This window comes from Longimonas halophila (assembly GCF_002554705.1).
GTDB classification, from domain to species: domain Bacteria; phylum Bacteroidota; class Rhodothermia; order Rhodothermales; family Salinibacteraceae; genus Longimonas; species Longimonas halophila.
The window spans coordinates 128836-151837 of sequence record NZ_PDEP01000002.1; the positions used below are offsets into that span (position 1 = coordinate 128836).

The following is a 23002-nucleotide window of genomic DNA, read 5'->3' on the forward strand; positions in this document are numbered from 1 at the left end:
CAAGACCATGCAAGTCAGGTCTTGAACAGCGCAAGTAAAAAGCCAATCGCGAAAAGTGGGAGCCAGAGCCAGATGGGGCCGCCCTGCACCACGCCGAGCGCCCCGCCAATGATGCACGCCCCCGCCAGGATGCTGCCCCGCAGCCCCGGAAACGGGTCGCCGGTGGGAGTGCGGTCGTTGAGTCGTTCTTCAACGTATGCGGACCCTGAACTCATGAGCCGGGGCAACTGCACAATGGTGTCGATGAACTCAGGTGCGTTGCTCAGCAGCTCAGTGCCCAACGTGCGGGGGTCAAAGCGCTCACGGAAGATGCTACGCACATGGCGCTGCGACACCGCCACCACGTCCAGGTCGGGCTTCATGGTGCGGCCCACCCCCTCGAACGTAACCAGCGCCTTCACCATCAGCGTCATTTCCACGGGGAAGAACACGCGGTAGCGTCCACCCAGACTGAGCGACTCCAGAATAAGCTGGGCGATGCTGATGGTGCCCGTCTGTCCCTGTCGGGCAAAGTAGCGCGACAGATCCGACACCGCCCGTCGAAAGCCCTGCGGGTCGCCGCCCTCGCCGATGCGCGCAATGTCGAGCAGGTAGCGGGCCACGTTCTCCACATCGCCCCGCACGAGCGCGTAGAAGTAGTAAAGCAGGCGTCGCTTCACCTGCGGACTGAACCGCCCGACCATGCCCATGTCGATAAATCCAACTTTAATCGGCTCATCGGGGCCGCCTTCAATGATCTTGAGGTTGCCCGCGTGTAGATCGGCATGGAAGAAACCATCTTTGTACAGCATGCGGATAATGGCCGCCGATCCCAGGTCGATCACGCGCTCGCGTTCATCCTCGGAGAGCTTCATCGAGGCGGCCGAGCCCGGACGAATACCGTCGATGAACTGCATGGTGAGCACATCATCGGAGCTCAGATCGCGGTAGATCGTGGGAAAGACCACATCGGGCATATCGCTGAAGTTGGCCGCAAACACCTCGGCGTTGGTGGCCTCGAACGAGTAATCGACCTCGCGCTTCGTGTACTCGCTGAACTCCTCAATAATCTGCCGAGGCCGGTACTCCGGGATGATCCAGTTCAGGAAGATGCCAAAAAACTCCAGCAGCTTCAGATCCGAGTTGATGATTTCGCGGATCCCCGGCTTAATCACCTTAATGACGACATCGTCCCCCTCAATGGTGGTAGCGCGGTGCGCCTGCGCAATGGAGGCGGAGCCGAGCGGCTCGCTACTCAGTGTCGCAAACAGCTCCTCGGTCGGCGCGCCCAGATCACGCTCGATGATGTCTTTCACCTGCACGAACGGCACCGGCGGCAGGTGGTCCATCAGGCTTTCCAACTCGCGCGTAATGGCGGGCGGAAGCAGATCTTCGCGAATCGCCAGAATCTGACCCAGCTTCGTAAAGGTCGGCCCCAGAATCTCCAGCCGCTTGCGCAGCTGCACCGGAAAGGGCAGATCGCGTAGCGAACGATCTACAAACGGACGAAAGATCCATGCCACCATGCGTTTACCAATCGAACGCATGCCGCGTGTTTGCACGTTGGGCAGCGAGCGCACATAGGCAATGTGCCCGCCCATGAGCAGCCCCATCACATGCCGGTACACCACAAAGAAGCGTCGGACTGCTCCTCGATAGGGCGCCAGCGGATCAAAGTCGGCCAGCGGCGAGCGGTGATCGGCCTCTGAGGTCGCCCCCCCCGACGTAGCCCCGCCATACGTAGGGCCCGAAGCGGTGCCCTCTCCCTTCCCCTGCATTTGCCCATTCGTGGAGGTCGATGCCTGCGCTTCCCCCTGCGATGCCGCCGTCTCCTCTCCCGAAGCAGAGGCAGTCCCCGAGGCCGACGCCGTCTGCGAAGAGGAGCTCATGGAAAGATGGGTTGATTACGTGGTTGAAAACGCACCGTGCGCTGTGCACGGAGAGGGCGCTCCGCGTAGGTATGAGTTGGTGTGGATTCATGATGAACCGAAAACACGACCACGGGTTCACTATCGTGGCCCCTTCAGGTATGTGCTCCGGTTGCAGCACTACAGTTGATCTGCAACGCAGCACATACGAGCAGCATCCAGGGGCAACCTCGTATTTTACTCACTGCACACCGCTTCGTCTCATGCTTTTCCTGACCGGCTTTCCGGGATTTCTGGGCACCCGCCTTGTTGACACGCTGGCGCAGCAGAACCCGTCGCTCTCGTTCCATCTGCTCGTGCAGCCAAAGTTCGTCCCCGACGCCCATGTTGCCCTCAACCGGCTGGGGCTCACCGAGCGCGCCACCGTGCATGCGGGCGACATCACCAAGCCCAATCTGGGGCTGGGCGATGCGTACGGCACCGTGGCCGAGTCGATGACCCACGCGGTGCACCTGGCTGCGGTGTACGATCTCACGATTCCGCGCGACATCGGCTGGCGCATTAACGTAACCGGTACGCAGCATGTGCTTGATCTTATGGCCCTGGCGCCGCAGTTGCAAACGTTTGGCTACGTGAGCACCGCCTATGTGGCTGGAAAACGCACCGGACGCGTCTACGAGACCGATCTGACGCACAACGCGGGCTTTAAGAATTTCTATGAGGAAACGAAATACCATGCCGAAATGCTGGTAAAACAGCAGATGTCGAATATTCCTACCATGGTTTTTCGTCCGGGTATTGTTGTAGGCGATTCGGAGACCGGCGCCACCGATAAGTTCGACGGTCCGTACTTCATCTTGCAGGCGCTGCAACGGCTCCCGCGCTACACGCTCATGACGCGCATCGGCGACGGTACCGCCCCCGTGCACTTGACCCCGGTCGATTATGTGGTGGATGCGATGGCGTATCTTCTGCACCAGCCTCAGCACAACAGCACCACGTTTCACCTCACCGATCCCAACCCGCTCTCCACGCAAGAGATCATAGAGACATTCGTGCAGCAGCTCGACATGCACGTAGCGTACGTGCCCGTGCCGCCCACCGTAGCGCGTACACTCATGGGTACCAACGTGGGCCGCTACCTGGGCATTGCCCCTGAGATGATCGACTACTTCGACCACGAGGTGTACTACGACACCGCGCAGATTGAGGACGCCCTGCAGGGCAGCGGCATCACGTGCCCCTCGCTACGTGACTACGCGCCCCGCATGGTGCACTACATGAACGAGCACTACGCGCAGGCCCGCTCCGAAGCTATGTACTAAAGGACGAATCGCACCACACAGCCTGACGCACTGCTGCTTATTTATAAAATAACGGATATAAAGGAGGCTACTTACATAGATCCGGCTTCAGGAGCGGCAAAGTTATCCACAGGCTATCCACACCCCCTTATGGCTCGTAACGCATAACAGATATTAAGTCCCTTGACTCTAAAACCGGCCTCAGCCCGTGCTAAGCGGGTTTCAGGAGGAAATTCGAAGATACGGATCGAATTGAGCACAGTTATCCACAATCTCCCAAAAGTTATCCACAGGTTGTACACAGGCTACACACAGGATTCAGGAAGTTATCCACAATGCCTGATTACCTCCACTTTTGAATATCCGTTATTTACAAGAGGTGGTTTTGTGGGATTTGGAGGCCGATTTTGCTTCTCATCAATCGACGTAGTGCTCTGTCAATCCTCATTTTGATGGTTGCTCTGTACGGTTGTGGAATTAGACGCCGTACGCTACGACGCTCGCCCACAGGGATTTCTCATAGCTGGGTAACTTGTGCCGAATGCTATCGGCACCGCTTGCGTCCCCGGCGAGCATAAGAGAATAGATGCGACGCTGCGGGTTGGACGCAGGAGCGTCCTCGGCCCCATGGCGCCGACGGAGGACCGTCGGTGCCAGGTCCTGTGATTCATCTCACAATCTCACACTGCAATTATTCCCCAACGAAGTCTGTCATGGTGAGCGCCTTGCTAACGAACGCTTTCGGTAGCAGAAGTGCTTTTAGAGTGCAAGCGAAGCGCGTCGAACCATCTCCTTGACGTTCAGCAGAAACTATTCGGGACGGCACGGCACGCGTATCCATCTTGGTTTAACCCACAGAATGACCTGCGACAGAGCAGTAGTGCTCTGTCCCGTGTGATTGTTTAGGTCGTTTGAGCGCACGGAATCCCTCCCCCTAAATCCCCCTCCTCTGAGGGGAACTTCATGAGGGCGCCCTATGGTTCCTTTCTCCTCGGGAAGGGTCCTGAATCGGCGTCCAGGACAAGCACGATGGAGGGGAAAATACGCATCTGAATCCAACCTTTCAGGGTTGTTGACACTGCAGTAGCTTCCACAGGTTGACATGTGTACAGTGCCGTCACGTCGCTATCATATGACGGCGTTGGTAAGCCAGATAGGCACTGCCTACTGCACCCAGCCCCGCAAATCCAGCCAGCACCGCAAAGAGCACAAGCGGGGTTGACCAGTACAGGATGCTGCCCGCAATACCGGCTCCGAGTGCACCCACGCCAAACACGCCCAGGTAGGTAAATCCGTACGAGAGCCCACGTGCCTCAGACGGCGTGTACTCGGCAACCATCGCCTGGTACAGCGGCTGCACCATAAAGAGCGCCACGCCCAGCACTGCGCTTACGGCCAGGAGCGGAGCCGTCCCCATCTGCGCCAGTGGCCAGAACGCGATGCCCAACACAGTCAGCAGAACAAATCCCCCGGCAAGCGCCCACTCGGTGCGTCCCTGATCGGTGAGCCAGCCGCCCAGGTACTGCCCCGCCATGCCCACCATGAGCAGCGCAGCGTAGACATAGCGGCTGGGGTCCAGGTCTACCGCTCCATCAAGCACGAACACATCTTCGAGCAGATTCGGCAAGAACGTCAGGATGCCGCGGTAGTAGAGTCCCGACAAAATGACAATGCCAAACACGATAGCAAAGCCCGAAGCAAAGAGCACACGCGTATGCGTCCACAGTTGAGTGGCTGAGGCGGGAGCCGCCGGACTTGATGCAGTGGTTGCCACCTGGGAGCTGGCGTCTGCCGCGGTTTCATTAAAGGAGGCTTGCGCAGCATAGCCCGTAGCGGCCAGCGCAGGCAGCGCCAGACAGGCCGCCACCACGCGCCAGTCTACAACCAGCAGAAGCAGCGCTGTGCAGAACGGACCGAGTGCAATACCTGCATTTCCTGCCATCCCGTGTAGTGCCAATCCTTTACCGCGCTGCACCACCCCGCGCGAGATGAGCGTGAGTCCCGCCGGATGGTAGATGCTGGCCGCCAGTCCCCACAGCACCAGCGCGGCCCCAATCGTCCACAGCCCCGGTGCCAGGCTGAGCATCAAAAACGATGCCCCCATGCCCGCAAGGCAGGCCACAATAAGGCGCCGCGAGCCCCAACGATCCGCCAGAATGCCTGCAGGCAACGCCCCCACACCGTACAGTCCGTACCCTACGGAAACAAGCGCCCCAAGTAGTGCCGTTGAGGTCCCAAACTCAGTGAGCCACAATGTCATTAAAATGGGGATCGACAGCTCGTAGGTATGCACCATCCCATGCCCCAATGACGTAAGAGCGATGATGGCGCGGTCATTGCTGCTCATATGACTGACTGATTTGTGAAAGCCTGCTCAGAGTGTTCTGTTAACGCGTAGTGGCGGCGGGCATGAACGCTTCACGCATTGGGGTGTTACGATAGCGGCACCTGTGGTACCCACTGCATGGTGCCGGGAACGACGCACCGCTGTACCCGAATAAGAAAAGCATTTGTTTCACAACCGAACGTATTACCATGGCCGAATCTACCCTCGAACTTTCCGACAGTACCTTTGAGGACGATGTCCTCAACGCTGATCAGCCCGTGCTGGTTGATTTTTGGGCGCCCTGGTGCGGCCCGTGCCGCCAAATTGCTCCGACCGTAAACGCGGTTGCTGAGGAATACGAGGGTCGTGCCAAGGTAGGCAAACTGAACGTCGACAACAACCCGAAGACGGCCCAGGAGTACGGCGTGCGCTCCATCCCCACGCTGCTCGTCTTTCACAACGGCGAGGTCGTTGACCAAGTGCTGGGCGCTGTGCCGAAGTCGGAGCTCACCAAACGGCTCGACAAGCAGCTCGCGCAGGCAGCGTAACTCCCGCGCGCAGCTCACGTACAGCTATGCAACACGAGGCCTGCCTTCTACCGAGGGCGGGCCTCGTTTTTGGATTCGCCTGGCGGATGCGAACAGGCAATTGTTGTACATTTACTCGCTCGCATCCTAACTAACCCAAGTTGCAGGGTATAACACCCTCCACCACATTTTGTCATTCTGAAGAGCGGAGCGATGAAGAATCTCCCCCACTGAGAGCAAAACAGGTGTGACAAGGAGATTTTTCGACTGCGCTACGCTCTGCTCAAAATGACAGCCTTGTAGGGGACAACTTGCGTTAACGACTCTCGTACCTTCTACCAACAACCGGCTTTACACCGCTTGCGTCGCCCCCTCCCCCACGCTGCGCCCTCGCCCCTCTTCGTGCCCTTTGCAGCGGCGCTCGTGGTGCTGTCGGGCCTGCTGATGCTGCCCGCACACCTCATGCCCATTCCCATTTCGCCATTCGCTCCGTGGACGCCCGAGGCGCTCGTTCTGGCGACCCTGCTCGCGGCAACGATCTATGTGCCGAGAAAGCGGTGGATACGCGGCATCGGGGTCGCGGTGGTCCTGGTGTACTGGACGTACGCCTGGTACGATGCGCTCGTGTACACCGCGTTTCAGCGGCATGGCGTGCTCTACGAAGACATCCGGTTTGTGGTGGATGCACTGTACCTCATCCCCGAACTGGCCAGTCCCGAGCGTGCCGTGCTCGGCGTGGCAGCCCTTGGAGCAGTGGCAGGCATGATTGCCATGATCCCGCGCCTGGTGCGTGCATTTCAGGAGGCCGGGCGCCTGCGTGCCACCTGGGCGCTGCTGCTCGCCCTGCACCTGATGGCCTGGCCGTACATCCTCTGGCACGCGCCTGCCGAAGAGTGGGGCGTAGAGCACCAGACCTATCGCGAAATCCGCGAGGACGAGCGCCTGCGCACCCTCACCGCACAGATCCACGCGAACCTCGATGCTTCGCGCGCGCTCCACGACCTGGTAAACACGCTTGACCAGGGCCGCACCGACTCTACATATCACACCTACGCCGACCTCGAACTGCAAGAACGTCCCTCCATCTACTGGTTTCTGATGGAGTCGTACGGACAGGTGCTCTCTACCCATCCCGAGCTTAAAGCGCCATACGCTGCGCTCATCGACAGCGTGGAGACGGCGCTCCGCAGCGATGGCTGGCACATGGCTACAGCGGTGGGTACGGCGCCTATTCGTGGCGGACGCTCCTGGCTCTCGCATGCCACCTTGCTCAGCGGCGTGCGCATCCACCGGCAGCTGCTGAACGATCGGCTGGTGCGCCACCCAAGCTACCCCTCTATCGTACGCACACTACAGGCACAAGGCTACCACACCGTCGGACTCAAACCGCCCGTCCGGGCGCGCCCGGGACTCCCGCTCTCTGACCCGTACGACTTCGACCGCATGTTCTACCTGAACGACCTAAACTACGAGGGGCCGCGCTACGGGTGGGGCATCGTGCCCGATCAGTACAGCCTGCACTACACGCACGAGCAGGCACTCGACGACAACGATCCGTTCTTCCTCTTCTTCTCGATGGTTGACTCGCACGCACTCTGGAAGCATGGCCTCATTCCGTACGTCGACGACTGGCGCGTCTTCAACGACGGCCCCGGCGTGAGCGATGGCGGCGACCGCCGGTGGATCCGGCAGCATCGGCGCGAGGACCGCCCCGAACTCGTGCCCGACAGCCTGTCGAATCGATTCATCTTCCAACAAGAGCCCCACCTGCGCTACTTCCGTACCATTGCCCACAACTGGCGCCTGCTCCGCGACTACATCCGGGCGGATGCGCCGGAGGATGCCCTGGTCTGGGTGATGGGCGACCACCAGCCGCCCGTGCTGTCGAGCGAGAGCGCGGATGTGCCCATGCACGTCTTTGCGCGCGACCCGGAGCGGCTGCAGCCATTTCTGGAGCAGGGCTTCACACGTGGCCTCACCCCGAACCCCGATGCTCAGACCGTATGGCCGCTGGAGGGGCTCTACTCGCTCACCATGCGCGCGCTGGCGCAGTACAACGACCTGCCGCCCGAGGCCGCCCCGCTCCGTCCCGAGGGCGTGCCGTACCGGATGCTCGCGCCGTAACTGGACGTCGACGCTTCTCTTGGACTCAATCATCCTTGAAGAAGCCGCCCAACAAACCACCCTGCGTCCGACGGTCCCCGTCGGACGTATACAAGGACGCTCCTGCGTCCCTGAGACCACGCACAGGCGCAGACTTTTGATGAGCGCACCTGCATCCCGGGGGCTTGCGGAGGCAGAGCCTCCTGGGTGGGCGTCACGAGGCAGAGCCTCGCGACGAGCGGAGAAGCAGCGGCTTGTGATGCGTGCAACCTGCATCCCGGGTGCTCGTCGCGTAGCACAAAAAGCATGACCTTCGGCCCCTCCGCCGTGCGACGCCGGCTGTTCAGGGGCTCCGCCCCGCTGAAAGACGTGCATCAGACGGCCACCTGCTGCACAAACTGGCGGATGCGCCACGCCGTCTCGGCCCAGCAGGGGGTGCCTCGGCTTACGCGCACCGCCTGCCACGCAAGCTGCGTGTGGAGGCGCGGGGTGGTGAGCACCTCGTGCAAGCGTGTACGCAGCACCGCAAAGTCGCCCGCAGGCACGAGGCATGCATCGGACAGCGTGCCGAGCGTTTCGGGGAGGCCGCCTACCCGAAAGCCCAGCACCGGCACGCCCGCCGCCAGCGCCTCGCGCGCGACCATGCCGCTCGTCTCGAAGCGCGATGGGCACAGCACCACATCGGCGCGAGCGTAGGCGGCGCGCACCTCCTGCGCCGACGCGGCTCCCTGCACGTGCACCCGATCGGACACAGGCGAGGCGGCAACGGCCTCGCGGAAGGCGGCGGCGTGCCCCGGGTCGAGCGTCTCATCGCCAATGACGTGCCACTGCCACGGCACTGCGCGCAGGTCTTCGAGCATGTGCAGGCACGGAATGAGCTGCTTATTGGGGAAGCGGTTCGCCACGGACAAAAGATGGGCGGGCGGATCGAGGGCTGTCCCCGCCGCGTCGCGGCCTGTGCGGAAGGTGTGGTCCAGTCCGGGCGGCCCTACGACTACGCGGCGGGGCGCAATGCTGTGGGCGCTGAGTTGCTCCTTCACAAAGTGGCTGGGCGCTACGTATCCCCCAAACAACGACAGGCGGTCGGCTTCTTCCTGAGCGGCGGGCGTGTCATGCTGGGTCGGATCGGCCAGGTGCAGGTAGTGCGCAGTGAGTACCGCGGGCGGCCCCGTAGCCCAGGCCTCGAGCAACCCGTCATCGCGCAGGAGCAGGCTGTCGACAAGCCAGGCGTCGGCCTCGGCAGGTGCTTCGGGCCATGCTGTGCCCGTGGTGCAGGTATCATTCGAGGGCCAGGCAGTGCGCAATGCTGCATTGTAGCGGTTGCCGCCCGTGGGATGCTCGGCAATGTCGGGATTGCAGAAGTGGATGTGCATAGGCATGCGCTTCAAGGAGCAGATTGGATCCAGCGGCCACAGGACTGCGCATCGTGCATCAGGCGCGTAACACGCAGGGTGCGGGTGGGCACCATGTCGCATCCGGCAGCACGCAGCGCGTGGGCGGCCCACTGGTTGCAGTTGTTGAGCCCATGATACGGAAGCCGAGACAGAAAAAAAGCGCTTTCGTGGTAGTGTCCAGACGCCACCGGATCAGGATGCGCGTTGTGCATGCTCTGCCGCACGAACGCAGCCACCTGATGCAGCCCGGCCCTGGATACCTGGATGGCGGCGATGTCGTGCTGCGGAAAGGCGTCGGTCACCGGCTCGTCGAACACGGCCATGTGCACCACACTTTTGGTAGGCCACAGCCCGGCGCGCAGGAGCGTGCCAAGCCCCGCATCGGGATTCGGGTAGTAGGCGGCCTCGCCCCAGCCCACTTCGACGTATGCGGTGGGCGGAAAATCACCGAGCACGGGCCATGCCGCATCGCCCAACGCCGCACGCGGCATCACGAGTCCGGCATGCCAGCCGTGACGCACCACGTAGACGGTGTGCGGTCCCGATGCCTCTTCGACAGCGTCAACCGTGGGCTGCTCGCACTGTACGGCCAGCACTGCGATCCACACGAGGAGTGCTCCCACCAATCCGCGACGTAGCCAGCGGGTCATGAATGTAGCAACCTATGCACTGTGTACAAACGGCGGCCTGTATGCCCCCTAAACATAGCATAGGCGCGCCCCGTCTGATACGCAACTGTTTCTTTTCCTCAAGCTTTCCTGTTGCCATGCACGACGCCCTGCGCCAGCACATCCGCAAAAGCCTCACCGGCGACTTCCCCGCGCACGCCTCGTTTCAGGATGCGGTGGCCGACTGGCCCCACGACCAGCGCGGCGTGCGTCCCGAGGGCGTGCCCTACTCCGGATGGGAGCTGGTCGAGCACATCCGCCTCGCGCAGGCCGACTTGCTGCGCTACAGCCAGAACGACGACTACGCCCCCGACACCTGGCCCGATGCCTACTGGCCCGACACCCCGAACCCGCCCTCGCGTAACGCCTGGCATACCAGCTGCGAAACCGTCGTCGCCGACCGCGAAACGCTCCTGGCCCTGCTCGACGAGTCGAACCCGTTCGAGCCGGTGCCCAGCCACGACACGCACACGCTGCTGCGCTCCGCGCTTATTGTGCTCGACCACAACGCCTACCACACGGGTCAACTCGTCACCGTGCGCCGCCTCCTGGGCTGCTGGCCGCCGGCAGATACGGCGTAGGTGTCGAGGTGTGGATGTTCGGAAGTGCGGAGGTTTGGACGAGATGCCCACGTGAACACAGCATGAACCAGCACGTAGAGGAATTACAGTACGTATCCTGCTGCTTTCTTCGCTGTGCATGGCCATATCATGGCACGCATGTCGCGGTCTCTCCCCCAGACGCACCAGGATCAGTAGAACGAGATCGTAGCCACGCCTGCGTTTGAGGGACTCCCCGACAAGGTTGCAACCAATCGCCAGGGTCCAGTCGATCGCTCCGCGCTGAAAGCGCATGAACGATGTCGGCGCCCATGACGACGGCTAACGCGCGTGCTCACCGCTCTCTTTCGCTCTCTTTCTGCCCTTGGCCCGCTGCTATGCCCGACGAATCCACACCTGACGAACCGACGCCTGACAAGTCACTCGCCGAGGCGCTCCTCGCGCTCCTCGACGGTACCATCGACCGCCGTGCCTTTCTAAAGCGCAGCGCTGGCCTTGCCGGAGGCGCCGCGCTGGCGGCCACGCTGCCGGGATGCATCCCCGGCTGCGAAGGGGAATCCGCACAGGAATCCCCGAACATTGAAGGCGCGCTGCCCTATGCCGTCTGGGAGCAAATGCAGCAGGCCCTCCGCACCTCGCCCGATCACCTCCCCGCCCAGGCCGACCGCCTCGTTGAAGCAGGCGACCCCGAAGCGATTTTCCGGTTCGTTCGTGACCGCATCGCCACCTATCCGCCCCCCACGTCGTATTGGGGGACGAACGACCTCGTGAATGGCGTACGGTGGGGAACGCGCGCCACCCTACGTGGCGGGGCCGGCACGCCTCGCGAAAAGGCGGACCTGCTGGCCGATCTGTACCAGCGCGCTGGCCTGGAGGCTGAGGTCGTCACATCGCCGGAGACCAGCGCCGCAAGCGAGCGCGAAAATGCCTTCTACCATCCCGTCGAAAATCCCTTCGCGCCCGAGATCGATCCGGAAACGGTGACGTACTGGCGCACGGAACTGGGCCTTCCCGAAACCGCCGCGAAAGACGCCGTCCCGCGCATCGACGAAGACGGCCAAGAAAGCGCCGCACTGGCAGAACGCCTTCTCGATGTGCTTCCCGAGGACGCCCAGGCCGCCGATGCATTCGACGCGCGCTGGCAGGAGGCCGTAGGCGTGCGCTTGCACGACGAAAACGGCCCGGCGCGCTACGCCAACCCCTCGCGCCCGAACACCTCCCTTGGCACCCCGCCGGTGGAAAACGATCAGCTCACGCCCGCCGATGCGGCCAACGATCCGCTCGCCGTGGAAGTCACCCTGGAAGCCGCCGTCTCGTCGGCTCCCGAGGAGCGCTTCGAGCTCGTCAGCGGGCAGTGGACGGCCGATGAGGTGGCCGGGCGGCAACTCCTCGTTCGCATGGCGCCGACGATGGAACTGCGCGAGTTGCTCGAAGCGCGCCTCAACGACGTGCGCGTTTTTGCCCCGCTTCTGGCGATGCAGGCCCCCGACCTCTCGAAGGAGGAGGCTGCTGAGCTTTCCGAGCGCGGCGACGCCGTCACGATTGCCGGCGACCGCCTCGAAGCCCACGACGACGGCACGCTCACCTACAACGGACGCGCGTTGCAAGGCCCCGGCGACGGCGCCGACCCCGCGAGCGTCGAGACCATCGAAATGCAAGCCACGGCGGATCGCTTTCCACAGGTGACGCTCCAGGTGCGCCCGCTCGACGCCGACGGCGAGGTCGTCAGCGGACTGCCGGCCTCTGCGTTTGCGGTGGAAGACGAAGGTGAGGCGGTCGGCTTCACACTCAGCGCCAACCGCGATGCGCCTATCGTACGTATCCTCGCCGACCAGTCGACAAGCATGCCCGAGCCGTTCCAGGGCGCAAGCATGGAACAGCTCGTGGACACCGTGCGCGAACAGGTGCTCGCGCAAAATCCTGACGCAGATGTGCGCTTCAAAGAGACCAACTCCGATCAATGGACCGCGCTCAAGAATGCGGCTCGCAGCGACGCCAACCTCATCGTCTACGCCCACGACGGAGAACCCACCGACGGCCTCAACGACGAGATTCGCCGCCTACTCGACAGCGGACCGCCGGCCGTCATCCTCGATGTGACCGACCGTCTGGACACACTGCGTGCCGACGGAGCAGAGAACCCCTTCGATGAAATGGCCGAGGCCACCGGCGGGACCGCGTTCCCTGTCAGCGGCGGCGAGCGCGAGGCGGCGCGCGAAGTCATCCTGGACTACCTGGACGACTTCGAGGTAACGGACCCGTACCGGCTGGACTACCGCGCCCCCACGGAGTCGACAGGGGAGCGCACCGTGCGGCTTCGCCTCAACGATGGCGGCACCACCGAAAGCACGGCGTCCTACACCGCCGAGGCTGTCGAACCACCAGTGCAGCTCAGCAGCCTCCACCTAACGGTAAAGGTTGGAGACACTGAGGTAACACGCACCCTTGCCGGGTGGGACGAACAGAGCGAGAGCGGTCCCACCGACACCGACCTGCGCGCCGTGCGCGGGGCGCTCTTCGGCACGCACCTGCTCTCGTTCGAGGCCGCCGCGCCCTCCACGGCCATCGTCGCCGACGACTTTCTGGCCGCCAAGATCACGCACAAGCCCGTCGAACTGGCAGTCCGCGACGGGGCCGGGCTGCAACGCATTAAAACGAAGCTGCGCCAGGGCACGCGCTTTCTTCCCAGCGAGCCGCTGCTCTTGCACGCCCCGCTGCCGACCCCGGCCAACGGCAGCGCGCGCACCTACGAGACGGGACTGCGCGCCGTCCTCTTCAGCACGCACTTCACCTTTGGCGAGGACTACGTGAGCAGCCGCGCCGACGTGCTCCCCACCGCGGGCTTCGCCACCGCCGCTCCAGATCGCCGCGTCGCATTTCGTCGCACGCTACGCCAGACGGCCCGCCTTGCCGTGACCGAACAGACGCTCTTTTCCGAGACCACCCGATCACGCCTGGCGGGCCGGCCGCTCCGAACGCTCAACACGTACACCCCCTACTACTACGATGCAGACAATATGCCCGACGCGCAGAAGGTGCCGTGGCGCCGCGCCGCACGCAACGCCTGGACGCAGCGAGATCAGTATTTCCTTGGTCCCGAAGACGGTGAAGGCCCACCTGCCTTCTGGAGCGTGACGCAAGACACCGGCGCGCTCCTGGGCCTGCTTGCCGACGGCAGCGGCGGCGGGAGTCGGCGCGAGCGCATCGAAGAATCCATCGACGCCCTCTCGCAAACGTTCGCACTCCTCAACCTCTATGTTGGCGGCGCAGTATCTTCCGGCGCAATCAATCCCATCGGCGGGGTCGCGCTCGGGGCCGTGGCGCTACACGGGCAGGTGCTGGCGCGCATGTACGGCGGCGCGGCCATGGCCGTCGCGCTAATGGACGCCTCCCAGCTGGACCGCTATGCACGGCGCGCGGTGCTATTCGCTGCCTGCGAAGCCAGCAAGATGCTGATTCTGGGCAGCTTCAGCGGCGGCTTCAGGGTGGTCGAGCGGGCTGCGGAGGCCGTTGGAGACATGGATGACATGCTTGGAGCCACCGGCGCGCCCAATCCGTTCTCGTGCCCGGGTTGAGCTGCTCAGTCCTCGGACCAGGAGATCCCGGATTGCCGCCCGTCGGGACCTGCCCCGGAAGATGCGATTGAACGAAACGCCTACGCCCGGCGCGGAGTGCCAGGCCGCCCGCGGATACGGCGTAAGTGTCGAGGTTCGGAAGTGCGGAGGTTTGGAAGCGACGCCCATGCGAACGTGACATGAATCAGTGCGTATGGAAAAAACACATCATTCATTCCGTGTTCTCTTCGCTGTGCATGGCCGTATCATGGCACGTACGTCGCCGTCTCTCATCCAAGCGCACCAGGATCAGTGGAACGAGATCGTAGCCACACCTGCATTTGAGGGGCTGCCCTACAAAGTTGAAACCAATCGCCAGGGTCAGATTGTCTTGAGTCCCCACACCAACAAACATTCCGATCTACAGGCGGCGCTCTTTCAACTGCTTCTTGAGCATGCTCCCAAAGGCCACGTCTCGGTTGAATACGCCCTGGCCACACCCGGAGGCGTAAAAGTGCCTGATGTGGTGTGGATGAGCCCATCACGCCGAAAGGCGATGCAGGACACAGGCGATCCCTCCACCAAAGCGCCCGAGATCTGCGTCGAGGTAATGAGCACATCAAACACCGATGCCGAGATGCAGGAGAAGCGAGCGCTCTACCAGGAGATCGGAGCCGAAGAAGTCTGGGTCGCTGCGCCCGATGGCACGCTTCGCTTCTTTGCCGATACAGAGCAATCTCGCTCAGCGCTCATCCCCACCGTTCCGCAGACCGTAGAGGAGCCATAGCACCACCTCCACCTTTCCACACATCCACCCCTAACCTACTTCAAATACTGATCCAGGTAGCCCTGCGCCTGCTTCTTCACCGTGCCCTTCATCGCCGAGAGCAGCATTCCCAGTTCGATCTCAACACGGACCTCTTCCGGCTGCACATCGATCGTGCCACTGGCCCCGCCTCCATCAAACTTCAGGGTATCGTCCTCCCAGTGATAATCGGCCCCGAGCTTCTGCTTGAGCTGGTCGGCCACTTTCTCCACAGCGGTGCGGGCGCCGCTGGTGCCCATGCTGTGCGATTGCGACAAATTGATGGTAGACATACGGTATACAGGCTAAAGAATGAACAGCGCGTAAACGGTTTGTGCGCTACGGAAGCGATTTTCGTGCGTTCCCACACGCACCTCATTCGTTTAGGCCGCCTTCGGACTGGACACCGACCCGCGCATCCCCTACCTTGTATGTTTAGGGAAAGCGGTAGGCACCTGCCTCGTGCAGCGTGCGTACCGATCTCCACTCGCCCCGCCCCACTGCTGGCTCGTATCGCTCATGTGCACGCTCTCGCCTATGTCCCGACTGCTTCGCCTCATCTTATTCAGCGTTCTGCTCACTGCCCTCGCTGTTGCACCGGCGCGCGCACAGTCCGCAAGCGACCTGCAATCGCCCGCCGACTTCCTGGGCTATGAGATGGGATCGCAGTTCACGCCGCACCACCGCGTCATGGATTACGTGCAGCACGTGGCTGCGGCCTCGCCCAATGTGGAGGCCGAGCCCTACGGCGAAAGCTACGAAGGCCGCACGCTCATGGTGGCGTACATTAGCACTCCCGACCTGCTGGACGAGCGCGAAACCGTCCGCCAGAACAACCTGCGCCGCATCGGACTCGCAGACGGCGCGCCCACCGCCGATGATGCGCCCGCTATCGTCTACCTCAGCTACAACGTGCACGGCAACGAGAGCGTGAGCACCGAATCCGCCCTGCAGACGCTCTACGAACTGGCCGATCCCACCAACAGCCAAACGCAGCCCTGGCTCGACAACACGCTTGTGCTGCTCGACCCGCTTGTAAACCCCGACGGCCGCGCCCGCTACGTCAACTTCTACCGCGAATCCGTGGGCGCGCAGCCCAACGCACGCCGCATGGCCCGCGAGCACCAGGAGCCCTGGCCCGGCGGACGCGCCAACCACTACTACTTTGACCTGAACCGCGACTGGGCGTGGGCCTCGCAGCAAGAGACGCAGCACCGCCTGGAGCTCTACAACCGGTGGATGCCGCACGTCCACGTCGACTACCACGAGCAGGGCATCGACAGCCCGCACTACTTTGCCCCCGCCGCCGATCCGTTCCACGAAGACATTGCCGCGTGGCAGCGCGAGATCCAGACCGAAATGGGCCGCAACCACGCCCGCTACTTCGACGAGAACGGCTGGCGCTACTTCACCCGTGAGCGCTTCGACCTGTTCTACCCCGGCTATGGCGACACCTGGCCCACGTTTAACGGCGCCATTGGCATGACCTACGAGCAGGGCGGCTCCGGGCGCGCCGGACTCATGGTGCACACCGCCGAGGGCGACACCCTCAGCCTGCACGACCGCTTCGTGCGGCACCATGCCACCGGCCTCTCCACCGTCGAAACCGCCGCCCGCGAGGCCGACCGGCTCGTTAGCGAATTCGTATCGTATCACGAAACCGCCGCCTCGAATCCCCCCGGCGACTACGCCGCCTACCTCGTCAAAGCACGCGACGCTGCAGACCACGGCGTGCCCAACACGCCCGATGACCGCATCCACGCGCTGCACGAGCATCTGGAAGGGCAAGGCATCGCCTCAACGATTGCTGGAGATGGAACCGACATGCAGCGGAGCGGCCTGCGCTATGCCGACCAGACCGAGCAGTCTGCCGCCATCGAACCGGGCGATCTCGTCGTGTCGCTCAACCAGCCCAAGGGCCGCCTTGCCAAAGTGCTGATGGAGCCGCAGACCACCGTCGTCGACTCCGTCACCTACGACATGACCGGCTGGAGCCTGCCCTACGCCTACGGACTGGAGGCCTACGCGCTGGAGCAGTCCGTGTCGGTGTCGGGGGATACAGAGGCCGCGCCGCCGACCCTGCAGGGCGCCGACACCGACACGCCGTACGCCTACCTCGCCAACTGGCACAGCATCGCCGACGCCTCGTTCTTGTCCGACCTGATTGAGGCCGGCGTGAAGGTGCGCTTTGCCCGCGAAGCGTTCGAGCTGAACGGACGCACCTTTGAGCCCGGCACGCTCGCCATCTTGCGCGCCAACAACCGCAATATGGGATCGGACTTCGACCGCATCGTACAAGAAACTGCCACCGAGCACGAGCGCTCGCTCTACCGCACCGCCACCGGCTTCATGGACGAAGAGCCCGACCTGGGCTCCGGCAACATCCGCTACATCGACGCGCCGCATGTGGGCGTGCTGGCCGGCAGTCCGCTCTCCTCGCTGAACGTGGGCGAGGTGTGGCACTTCTTCGAGCAGCAGCTTGGGTATCCAGCCACGCTGCTCGAACCGGGCAACTTCCGCGACGAATGGCTAAGCGACCTGGACGTGCTCGTCATGCCCAGCGGATCGTACGGCGACTGGCTCACCGACGAACGCACCGAGGCCCTGCAAGGCTGGATCCAGAACGGCGGTCATCTCATTGCCCTTGGCGCCGCGAACAGCGCCCTGTCGGGCCGCGACGGCTTCGATCTGGCCGCGCCGCCCGCAGACGCAGACAGCGCTGCCGCATCCCCCGAACTAACCCGCTACGAAGACCGTGCCCGCGAGGCCGCCACGCGGGGCACGCCCGGCAGCGTGCATGCCACCACGCTCGACGGCTCGCACCCGCTGGCGTTTGGCATCGAGCGGTACTTCACGCTGAAGCGCTCCGCCCGCGCCTTCGCCTACCTCGACAGCGGCTGGACCGTGGCTGCGCTCGAAGACACCGCTCCGCTCACCGGATTCATGGGTCACGAAGCCCAGCAGGAACTCGACGACACCCTCGTCTTTGGCGTGCAGTCGTACGGACAGGGGCGCATCACGTACCTGGTCGACAACCCGCTCACGCGTGGCTTCTGGCACAACGGCCAGCTCCTCATGAGCAATGCCGTGTTCTTCGTCGGGAACGAGTAGTGCTGTGTCAATCCTCATTTTGATGGTTGCCCTGCAATCAGCCCCCACGAAGCCTGTCATGGTGAGCGAGCGAAGTACCGACCATTGTCGGTACGGAGAGCGCCGAACCATCTCCTGCACACCGGGCACCTGCTGTTGCAACAAGCGGCCCAAACGCCGGGGATGCAAGCGATGCCGATAGCGTTCGGCACAGGTTGCCCGGCTACTGATTTCCTTAGCCCGGGATCAGTATTCCGGCAGCTATCGGAAGGATATTCCGGGCGCTGATTACCAAGACAAAAGGAACCCACGCCGGTAGACAAAGCGATAAGCAACGCGTGCAATCTTGTATTACCGACAACAACCAACACGAACGGGCCTCTTTCCAGTTGTGAGCCTCTTCGGCCTCGAAGAAGTGGGCCGCCCGGACGTAGCCAGTGGGGACGCGTCCAAAATTGACCCTGTTTGAGCGAGCCTGTGAGCGAGTTTGGTCAATTTTAGCGGCCCAGCGGGCGGAGTCAGGCCCAGTTCTTCCAGCCTTGATTTTTTCAGTCCCTTTTGTATCAAGACAAAAGGGACCCCCGCTGGTAGGCGAAGCGATAGGCAACGCTTGCAATCTTGTGTCACCACCAACAACGAACTCTGACATGGCGCACCACGTCTATATCCTCGAATGCGCGGATGGCACCTACTACACCGGCTACACCACCGATGTGGAGCGCCGCGTGGACGAGCACAACGCCGGGACCGGGGCCAAATACACTCGCGGACGCACGCCCGTCGAAGTCATCCACACCGAAACCTACGACAGCCAATCCGCCGCCATGCAGCGCGAATACGCGATCAAGCAGCTACGGCGCCCCGCGAAGGAGGAACTGGTGGAAACGGCTTAATCCGCCAGCGCATCCAGCGGACTCGCAACGCCGCGCCCGCCTTTGTTGAGCACATGCACATACTTTTGCGTCGTGCGGATGTCGTTGTGTCCCAACAGCTCCTGCACCGTGCGGATGTCGTATCCGTCTTCAATGAGATGCGTAGCAAAGCTATGGCGCAGCGTATGGCACGACACACGCTTCGACAGTCCCGCTTGGGCAACAGCATTCTTGACCGCTCGCTGCACCGCCGAATCCGAGCGATGATGCCGCCGCACCGTGCCCGTCCGTGGATCGGTGGATCGGTTGCGGGAGGGAAAGACAAACTGCCAGATCCACGATGATTCCGCGTTCGGATACTTTCGGGCGAGGGCATAGGGCAGATGCACCGTTCCGTATCCCGCATCCAGATCTGCGTTATGCAAGAGCTTTCGAGCCTTGATCTGATGCGCGAGCCGCGGCTTGGCCCGGTTCGGCAGCATGGTCACGCGGTCTTTGGCGCCTTTCCCATCGCGCACCGTGATTTCGCCGCGCTGCAGATCGACATCCTTGACGCGAAGGCGTAGTGCCTCCGAAAGGCGCAGTCCCGCACCGTAGAGCAGCAGCGCCACAAGCTGATTCGTACCCGTCATGCGCTGCAATACCGCCCGCACCTCCGCCCGCGTACAGACCACCGGCAGCCGCTTCGGGCGCTGCGACGGCGTGATGTCTCCAATTGCGCCCAGTTCGATCTCCAACACGCGATCATAGAGAAACACGAGCGCATTGAGCGCCTGGTTCTGCGTGGAGGCCGCCACCTGCTTGTTGACTGCAAGATGGTTCAGGAACGCTCGGACATGACGTGCGGCGAGTGTGTTCGGATGGCGCGTGTCGTGGAAAAGCACATACCGCTTTACCCAGCGCACGTATGCTTTTTCGGTATGGATGCTATAGTGGAGCCGTCGACACGCGTGGCGCACGCGATCCAGCAATTTCGGCGAACGGGGCATCGATGAGCGGTCGGGCATCGGCTTGCATGTAGGCCATGTAAAGTATATCCTATACGTGCATAGACATCACACGCGTCACCAGCACGACCCATTCGCCCCGCATGCCATAACGTGCTATGCCCACTTTGTTGACATAAGTATAGGTTATGCACCTTCACCTACCACTCAATTGACTTAGTCTATGAAGACACAAGAAAAGGATCTATACCACGGTGCGGCTTTGACTCAAGTAGTTGAGCACGAGTCATTTAAGGCACTTAACAAAGCCACTACGAAGTATGGACACTATCAAATCAATCACGATCGACGCTTAATCGTCAAGTACACAAAAGGGAGCAGCTCACCGTGGTCTTTTACATTTCAGAAGGAAGATGTAGGGGTGGTGGCTGATGATATCAGTGCTGGTCACAGCACTTATATTTGCCTCGTGTGCGGTGACGAAACTGTCTGTGCGTTGAATGAAGAGCAGATCCTTCAGGTAATTGACCTTGACGGCGGAACACAATGGATCAAGGTTGAAATGCCACCGAAGTCAAGTTTGCGAGTGAAGGGCAGCAATGGTGAGTTGAGCAAAACCGTGCCCAATAACTCTTTTCCCAAGAAGCTTTTTCGGTAAGCAAGACGAATAGTCGTTAGCTGTAATTCTCAATCACATCCGACCTCATGAAATCAATGTCTTACGAGTTGCTTGTCCGGCATGCTCACGCCTACGAGACAAGAGCTCCTGTCAAGCGCTTCGGCCATCCGAAAGCAAACGCTGATCTTTACAAGCAAAGTCGTCTCCATGATGCCAAGGAAGGGCTGCGCTATGCCTTCGACACTCTCACCTCTGCCGTTCTCGGAACATGTAGTCTGAGCGTAGAGGAACGTGACAGGTTGAACAGATTCATATCTCGCCTGGATGAAGCGAGCGATGTCGTGGAAACGTCAGAGGTTATGGATGATTTCCGAAGCAGTGTGTTCGACAAGTACTTCGATATCAACGGTCGGGTTGTGCCTAAACTGGAATGCTGATCGGCTTAGGGACTACAGCTATTCCCAAGCTGATATACGTAAAAAGTTAGCGGTTCAAAACAAATTTAAAACAAAATCAAGTCACTATGGCTCAGTACAAATACAGAACTCATCTTAATCAGGGTAATTCGTCTGTTTATGACAATCTTTACAAGCCGGGGGAGAATTGTCCAAATTCAGGGATTTACCGATGTGACGTCTGTGGGGACGAGATTGCTTCAAATAAAGGGAACCCGTTTCCCCCACAAAATCACCATCAGCATGCTCAGGGACGAGGGCCTATACGATGGAAGCTGCTAGTCTATGCTCAACAAAACAAATAGTCTTCGATTAGAGCCGCATAACCAGGCGCTGCACCGGACGGTGTAGTTGTACGCCTTGAAATGACCGCTGCGTCTCGGTTGCTCACCGCGAGGCGCGGCGTAATCACCGCCGCAGAGCTCTCCCGTTATAGCGCCTCGTGGGTCATTTCGAACCGACCGCACCGTTGGAACGTATCTCAATTGCAGTGTTGCCACGATTGAACGAGAAGAACAGTCATGCGCAAGATCAGTGTTCACGACGCCGAGAAGCAGCTTCGTCGCCTCATCGATGAGGCCGACCAAGGAGAAGAAGTGGTGATCACCCGCGGGGATGGTGCTTCCTTCCAGCTTGTCCCCCTCTCGCAGTCGAAGCCGCGTCCCACGTTTGGGAGCGCCGAAGGAGAGATCTGGATGAGCGAGGACTTCGACGCGCCCCTTGACGATTTTGAAGACTACATGCCGTTGTGAAGCTTCTTCTGGACACCCACACATTGCTCTGGTTTATCGGCGGAAGCGACAGGCTGAGCTCCCATGGGAGAGAGCTAATCGAGGATGAAGACAATGATCGCTATCTCAGCGTAGCCAGCCTATGGGAGATGGCCATTAAGGTGAGTATCGGAAAGCTCGACGTACCGCTTCCGTTTACGCGGCTCGTCCGCCAGCACGTAACAGGCAATGCTATTGAAGTGCTCCAGGTTGAGCCAGAGCACCTGGACGAGCAGCGGAAGATGCCTTTTCACCACCGAGATCTGTTTGATTGGCTCATCATTGCACAGGCAATTACGGAGGAAATGATGGTTGTTGGTCGTGATGACGCGTTTGAGGAGTACCCAGTCCATCTCGTTTGGAAGCAGCAATAAAGAGGCGCTATAACCCCACATTGCACCTGACCGTGGGCTGTTGCCAATTTCCGCACAATGGCGCTTCAGTTGCATGATTCGTACGGTAATGCTGCCCAAGACAGGTGAATTCGACCGTTATAGCGCCTGGAAACGAGTCTGCAAGGCGGTGCGTTTATTTCCTTGATTCATTTTCCAAAGCCGCTGGTCCACATGTTTGAGCCCCTCGAAGTCAAAGCACTTGCGGATTACCGCATCTGGATCCGCTATGCCGACGGCTCGGAGGGCGAAGTGGATCTCTCGCACCTCGTCGGGCGCGGCGTTTTCAAACTCTGGGAGGATGAGGAGAAATGGAAAAACGTCCGCATCGCCGACGATGGAGCCATTCGCTGGAGTGAGGAGGTTGAGCTATGCCCGGATGCGACGTATCTAAAGCTGACCGGCAAATCCCCCGAAGAGGCCTTTCCTAAACTGAAGTCGACAGCCCATGCCTGAGCTTTGCCGGTTCTACGGGGTGCGGATCAAGATGTACTACGACGACCACAACCCACCGCACTTCCATGCCGAGTACGCCGGAGACGAGGCGCTGATCACGATTGACACGTTGGATGTGATGGCAGGTGAGCTTCCGAGTCGGGCCTGAGAACCTGTTTTGATTTCTTATTTTGGGCTGCAAGCGGTTCCCCTACGCTGCTGCGGATGACGGGCGCAGGGCTTTTCGGTGGGCCTGAAACGAGTGGCGCTTCTCGTTCCTGCTTGATAGGTTACCGGTGCCTTCGCCGCAGGGCTTTGCCGTTGTGCGGTATCA

The 23002-nt window shown here is 61.3% G+C and carries 19 protein-coding genes and 1 pseudogene; 14 read left to right on the top strand and 6 right to left on the bottom strand.

What is annotated here, in order from left to right; all coding sequences use genetic code 11:
* Nucleotides 1-14 precede the first annotated feature (14 nt).
* Nucleotides 15-1868 (bottom strand): ABC1 kinase family protein, encoded by a 1854-nt coding sequence (locus tag CRI93_RS03045; RefSeq protein WP_245850279.1) that lies wholly within the window; start codon nt 1866-1868, stop codon nt 15-17.
* Between the two features lie 242 nt (nt 1869-2110).
* On the opposite strand from CRI93_RS03045, the gene CRI93_RS03050 reads away from it, so the two are divergent.
* Nucleotides 2111-3172, top strand: a complete 1062-nt coding sequence (locus tag CRI93_RS03050) for an SDR family oxidoreductase (protein WP_245850281.1) — start codon at nt 2111-2113, stop codon at nt 3170-3172.
* A 1096-nt stretch (nt 3173-4268) separates the two neighbouring features.
* Here CRI93_RS03050 and CRI93_RS03055 read toward each other — a convergent pair.
* Nucleotides 4269-5498, bottom strand: coding sequence for an MFS transporter (locus tag CRI93_RS03055; protein ID WP_098061144.1), 1230 nt, complete (start codon nt 5496-5498; stop codon nt 4269-4271).
* A 188-nt stretch (nt 5499-5686) separates the two neighbouring features.
* On the opposite strand from CRI93_RS03055, the gene trxA reads away from it, so the two are divergent.
* The gene (trxA, locus tag CRI93_RS03060) at nt 5687-6025 is read left to right on the top strand and encodes a thioredoxin (protein ID WP_098061145.1); all 339 of its coding nucleotides are present in this window, start codon (nt 5687-5689) and stop codon (nt 6023-6025) included.
* Nucleotides 6026-6364: 339 nt separating this feature from the next.
* Nucleotides 6365-8128 carry an alkaline phosphatase family protein gene (locus CRI93_RS03065; RefSeq protein WP_098061146.1) on the top strand — a complete coding sequence of 588 codons (1764 nt, stop codon included), beginning with the start codon at nt 6365-6367 and terminating at the stop codon, nt 8126-8128.
* A gap of 353 nt (nt 8129-8481) precedes the next feature.
* Here CRI93_RS03065 and CRI93_RS03070 read toward each other — a convergent pair whose 3' ends face one another.
* Both CRI93_RS03070 and CRI93_RS03075 read right to left on the bottom strand, forming a co-directional pair.
* Nucleotides 8482-9486, bottom strand: a complete 1005-nt coding sequence (locus CRI93_RS03070) for a glycosyltransferase family 4 protein (RefSeq protein WP_176521652.1) — start codon at nt 9484-9486, stop codon at nt 8482-8484.
* A 5-nt stretch (nt 9487-9491) separates the two neighbouring features.
* A complete protein-coding gene (locus tag CRI93_RS03075; RefSeq protein WP_098061148.1) occupies nt 9492-10151 on the bottom strand; it encodes a DUF2459 domain-containing protein in 660 nt (219 codons plus the stop codon).
* A gap of 116 nt (nt 10152-10267) precedes the next feature.
* Between CRI93_RS03075 and CRI93_RS03080 the strand changes: the two genes are divergently transcribed.
* The 3 genes from CRI93_RS03080 (at nt 10268) to CRI93_RS03090 (ending at nt 15070) form a co-directional block, all read left to right on the top strand.
* A complete protein-coding gene (locus CRI93_RS03080) occupies nt 10268-10750 on the top strand; it encodes a DinB family protein (RefSeq protein WP_176521653.1) in 483 nt (160 codons plus the stop codon).
* A 356-nt stretch (nt 10751-11106) separates the two neighbouring features.
* Nucleotides 11107-14304: a transglutaminase domain-containing protein gene (locus tag CRI93_RS03085; protein WP_098061150.1), complete on the top strand. Its 3198-nt coding sequence runs from the start codon at nt 11107-11109 to the stop codon at nt 14302-14304.
* A 247-nt stretch (nt 14305-14551) separates the two neighbouring features.
* On the top strand, nt 14552-15070 hold the full coding sequence (locus CRI93_RS03090; protein ID WP_098061151.1) for a Uma2 family endonuclease: 519 nt from the start codon (nt 14552-14554) through the stop codon (nt 15068-15070).
* Nucleotides 15071-15105: 35 nt separating this feature from the next.
* On the opposite strand, the gene CRI93_RS03095 is transcribed toward CRI93_RS03090, so the two are convergent.
* Nucleotides 15106-15381: a polyhydroxyalkanoic acid system family protein gene (locus CRI93_RS03095; protein WP_098061152.1), complete on the bottom strand. Its 276-nt coding sequence runs from the start codon at nt 15379-15381 to the stop codon at nt 15106-15108.
* Between the two features lie 244 nt (nt 15382-15625).
* Here CRI93_RS03095 and CRI93_RS03100 point away from each other — a divergent pair, with 244 nt between their 5' ends.
* Both CRI93_RS03100 and CRI93_RS03105 read left to right on the top strand, forming a co-directional pair.
* Nucleotides 15626-18199, top strand: coding sequence for a M14 family zinc carboxypeptidase (locus CRI93_RS03100; protein WP_098061153.1), 2574 nt, complete (start codon nt 15626-15628; stop codon nt 18197-18199).
* 626 nt (nt 18200-18825) lie between these two features.
* Nucleotides 18826-19071: a GIY-YIG nuclease family protein gene (locus CRI93_RS03105; RefSeq protein ID WP_098061154.1), complete on the top strand. Its 246-nt coding sequence runs from the start codon at nt 18826-18828 to the stop codon at nt 19069-19071.
* On the opposite strand, the gene CRI93_RS03110 is transcribed toward CRI93_RS03105, so the two are convergent.
* The gene (locus tag CRI93_RS03110; protein ID WP_098061155.1) at nt 19068-20057 is read right to left on the bottom strand and encodes an integron integrase; all 990 of its coding nucleotides are present in this window, start codon (nt 20055-20057) and stop codon (nt 19068-19070) included. The two genes, CRI93_RS03105 and CRI93_RS03110, sit on opposite strands and share 4 nt — an antisense overlap.
* A gap of 163 nt (nt 20058-20220) precedes the next feature.
* Between CRI93_RS03110 and CRI93_RS03115 the strand changes: the two genes are divergently transcribed.
* The 6 genes and pseudogenes from CRI93_RS03115 to CRI93_RS03145 all read left to right on the top strand — a co-directional run.
* Nucleotides 20221-20655: a hypothetical protein gene (locus tag CRI93_RS03115; RefSeq protein WP_098061156.1), complete on the top strand. Its 435-nt coding sequence runs from the start codon at nt 20221-20223 to the stop codon at nt 20653-20655.
* A gap of 47 nt (nt 20656-20702) precedes the next feature.
* Nucleotides 20703-21053 carry a hypothetical protein gene (locus CRI93_RS03120; protein ID WP_098061157.1) on the top strand — a complete coding sequence of 117 codons (351 nt, stop codon included), beginning with the start codon at nt 20703-20705 and terminating at the stop codon, nt 21051-21053.
* A 539-nt stretch (nt 21054-21592) separates the two neighbouring features.
* Nucleotides 21593-21823 carry a type II toxin-antitoxin system Phd/YefM family antitoxin gene (locus CRI93_RS03130; protein ID WP_098061159.1) on the top strand — a complete coding sequence of 77 codons (231 nt, stop codon included), beginning with the start codon at nt 21593-21595 and terminating at the stop codon, nt 21821-21823.
* Nucleotides 21820-22215 (top strand): type II toxin-antitoxin system VapC family toxin, encoded by a 396-nt coding sequence (locus CRI93_RS03135; RefSeq protein ID WP_098061160.1) that lies wholly within the window; start codon nt 21820-21822, stop codon nt 22213-22215. Before CRI93_RS03130 ends, CRI93_RS03135 begins: the two co-directional genes overlap by 4 nt.
* A 192-nt stretch (nt 22216-22407) precedes the next feature.
* Nucleotides 22408-22689, top strand: a complete 282-nt coding sequence (locus CRI93_RS03140; protein WP_098061161.1) for a DUF2442 domain-containing protein — start codon at nt 22408-22410, stop codon at nt 22687-22689.
* A pseudogene (locus CRI93_RS03145) lies at nt 22682-22831 on the top strand (DUF4160 domain-containing protein); the annotation flags it as partial. The gene CRI93_RS03140 and the pseudogene CRI93_RS03145, both read left to right, overlap by 8 nt.
* Between the last annotated feature and the right edge of the window lie 171 nt (nt 22832-23002).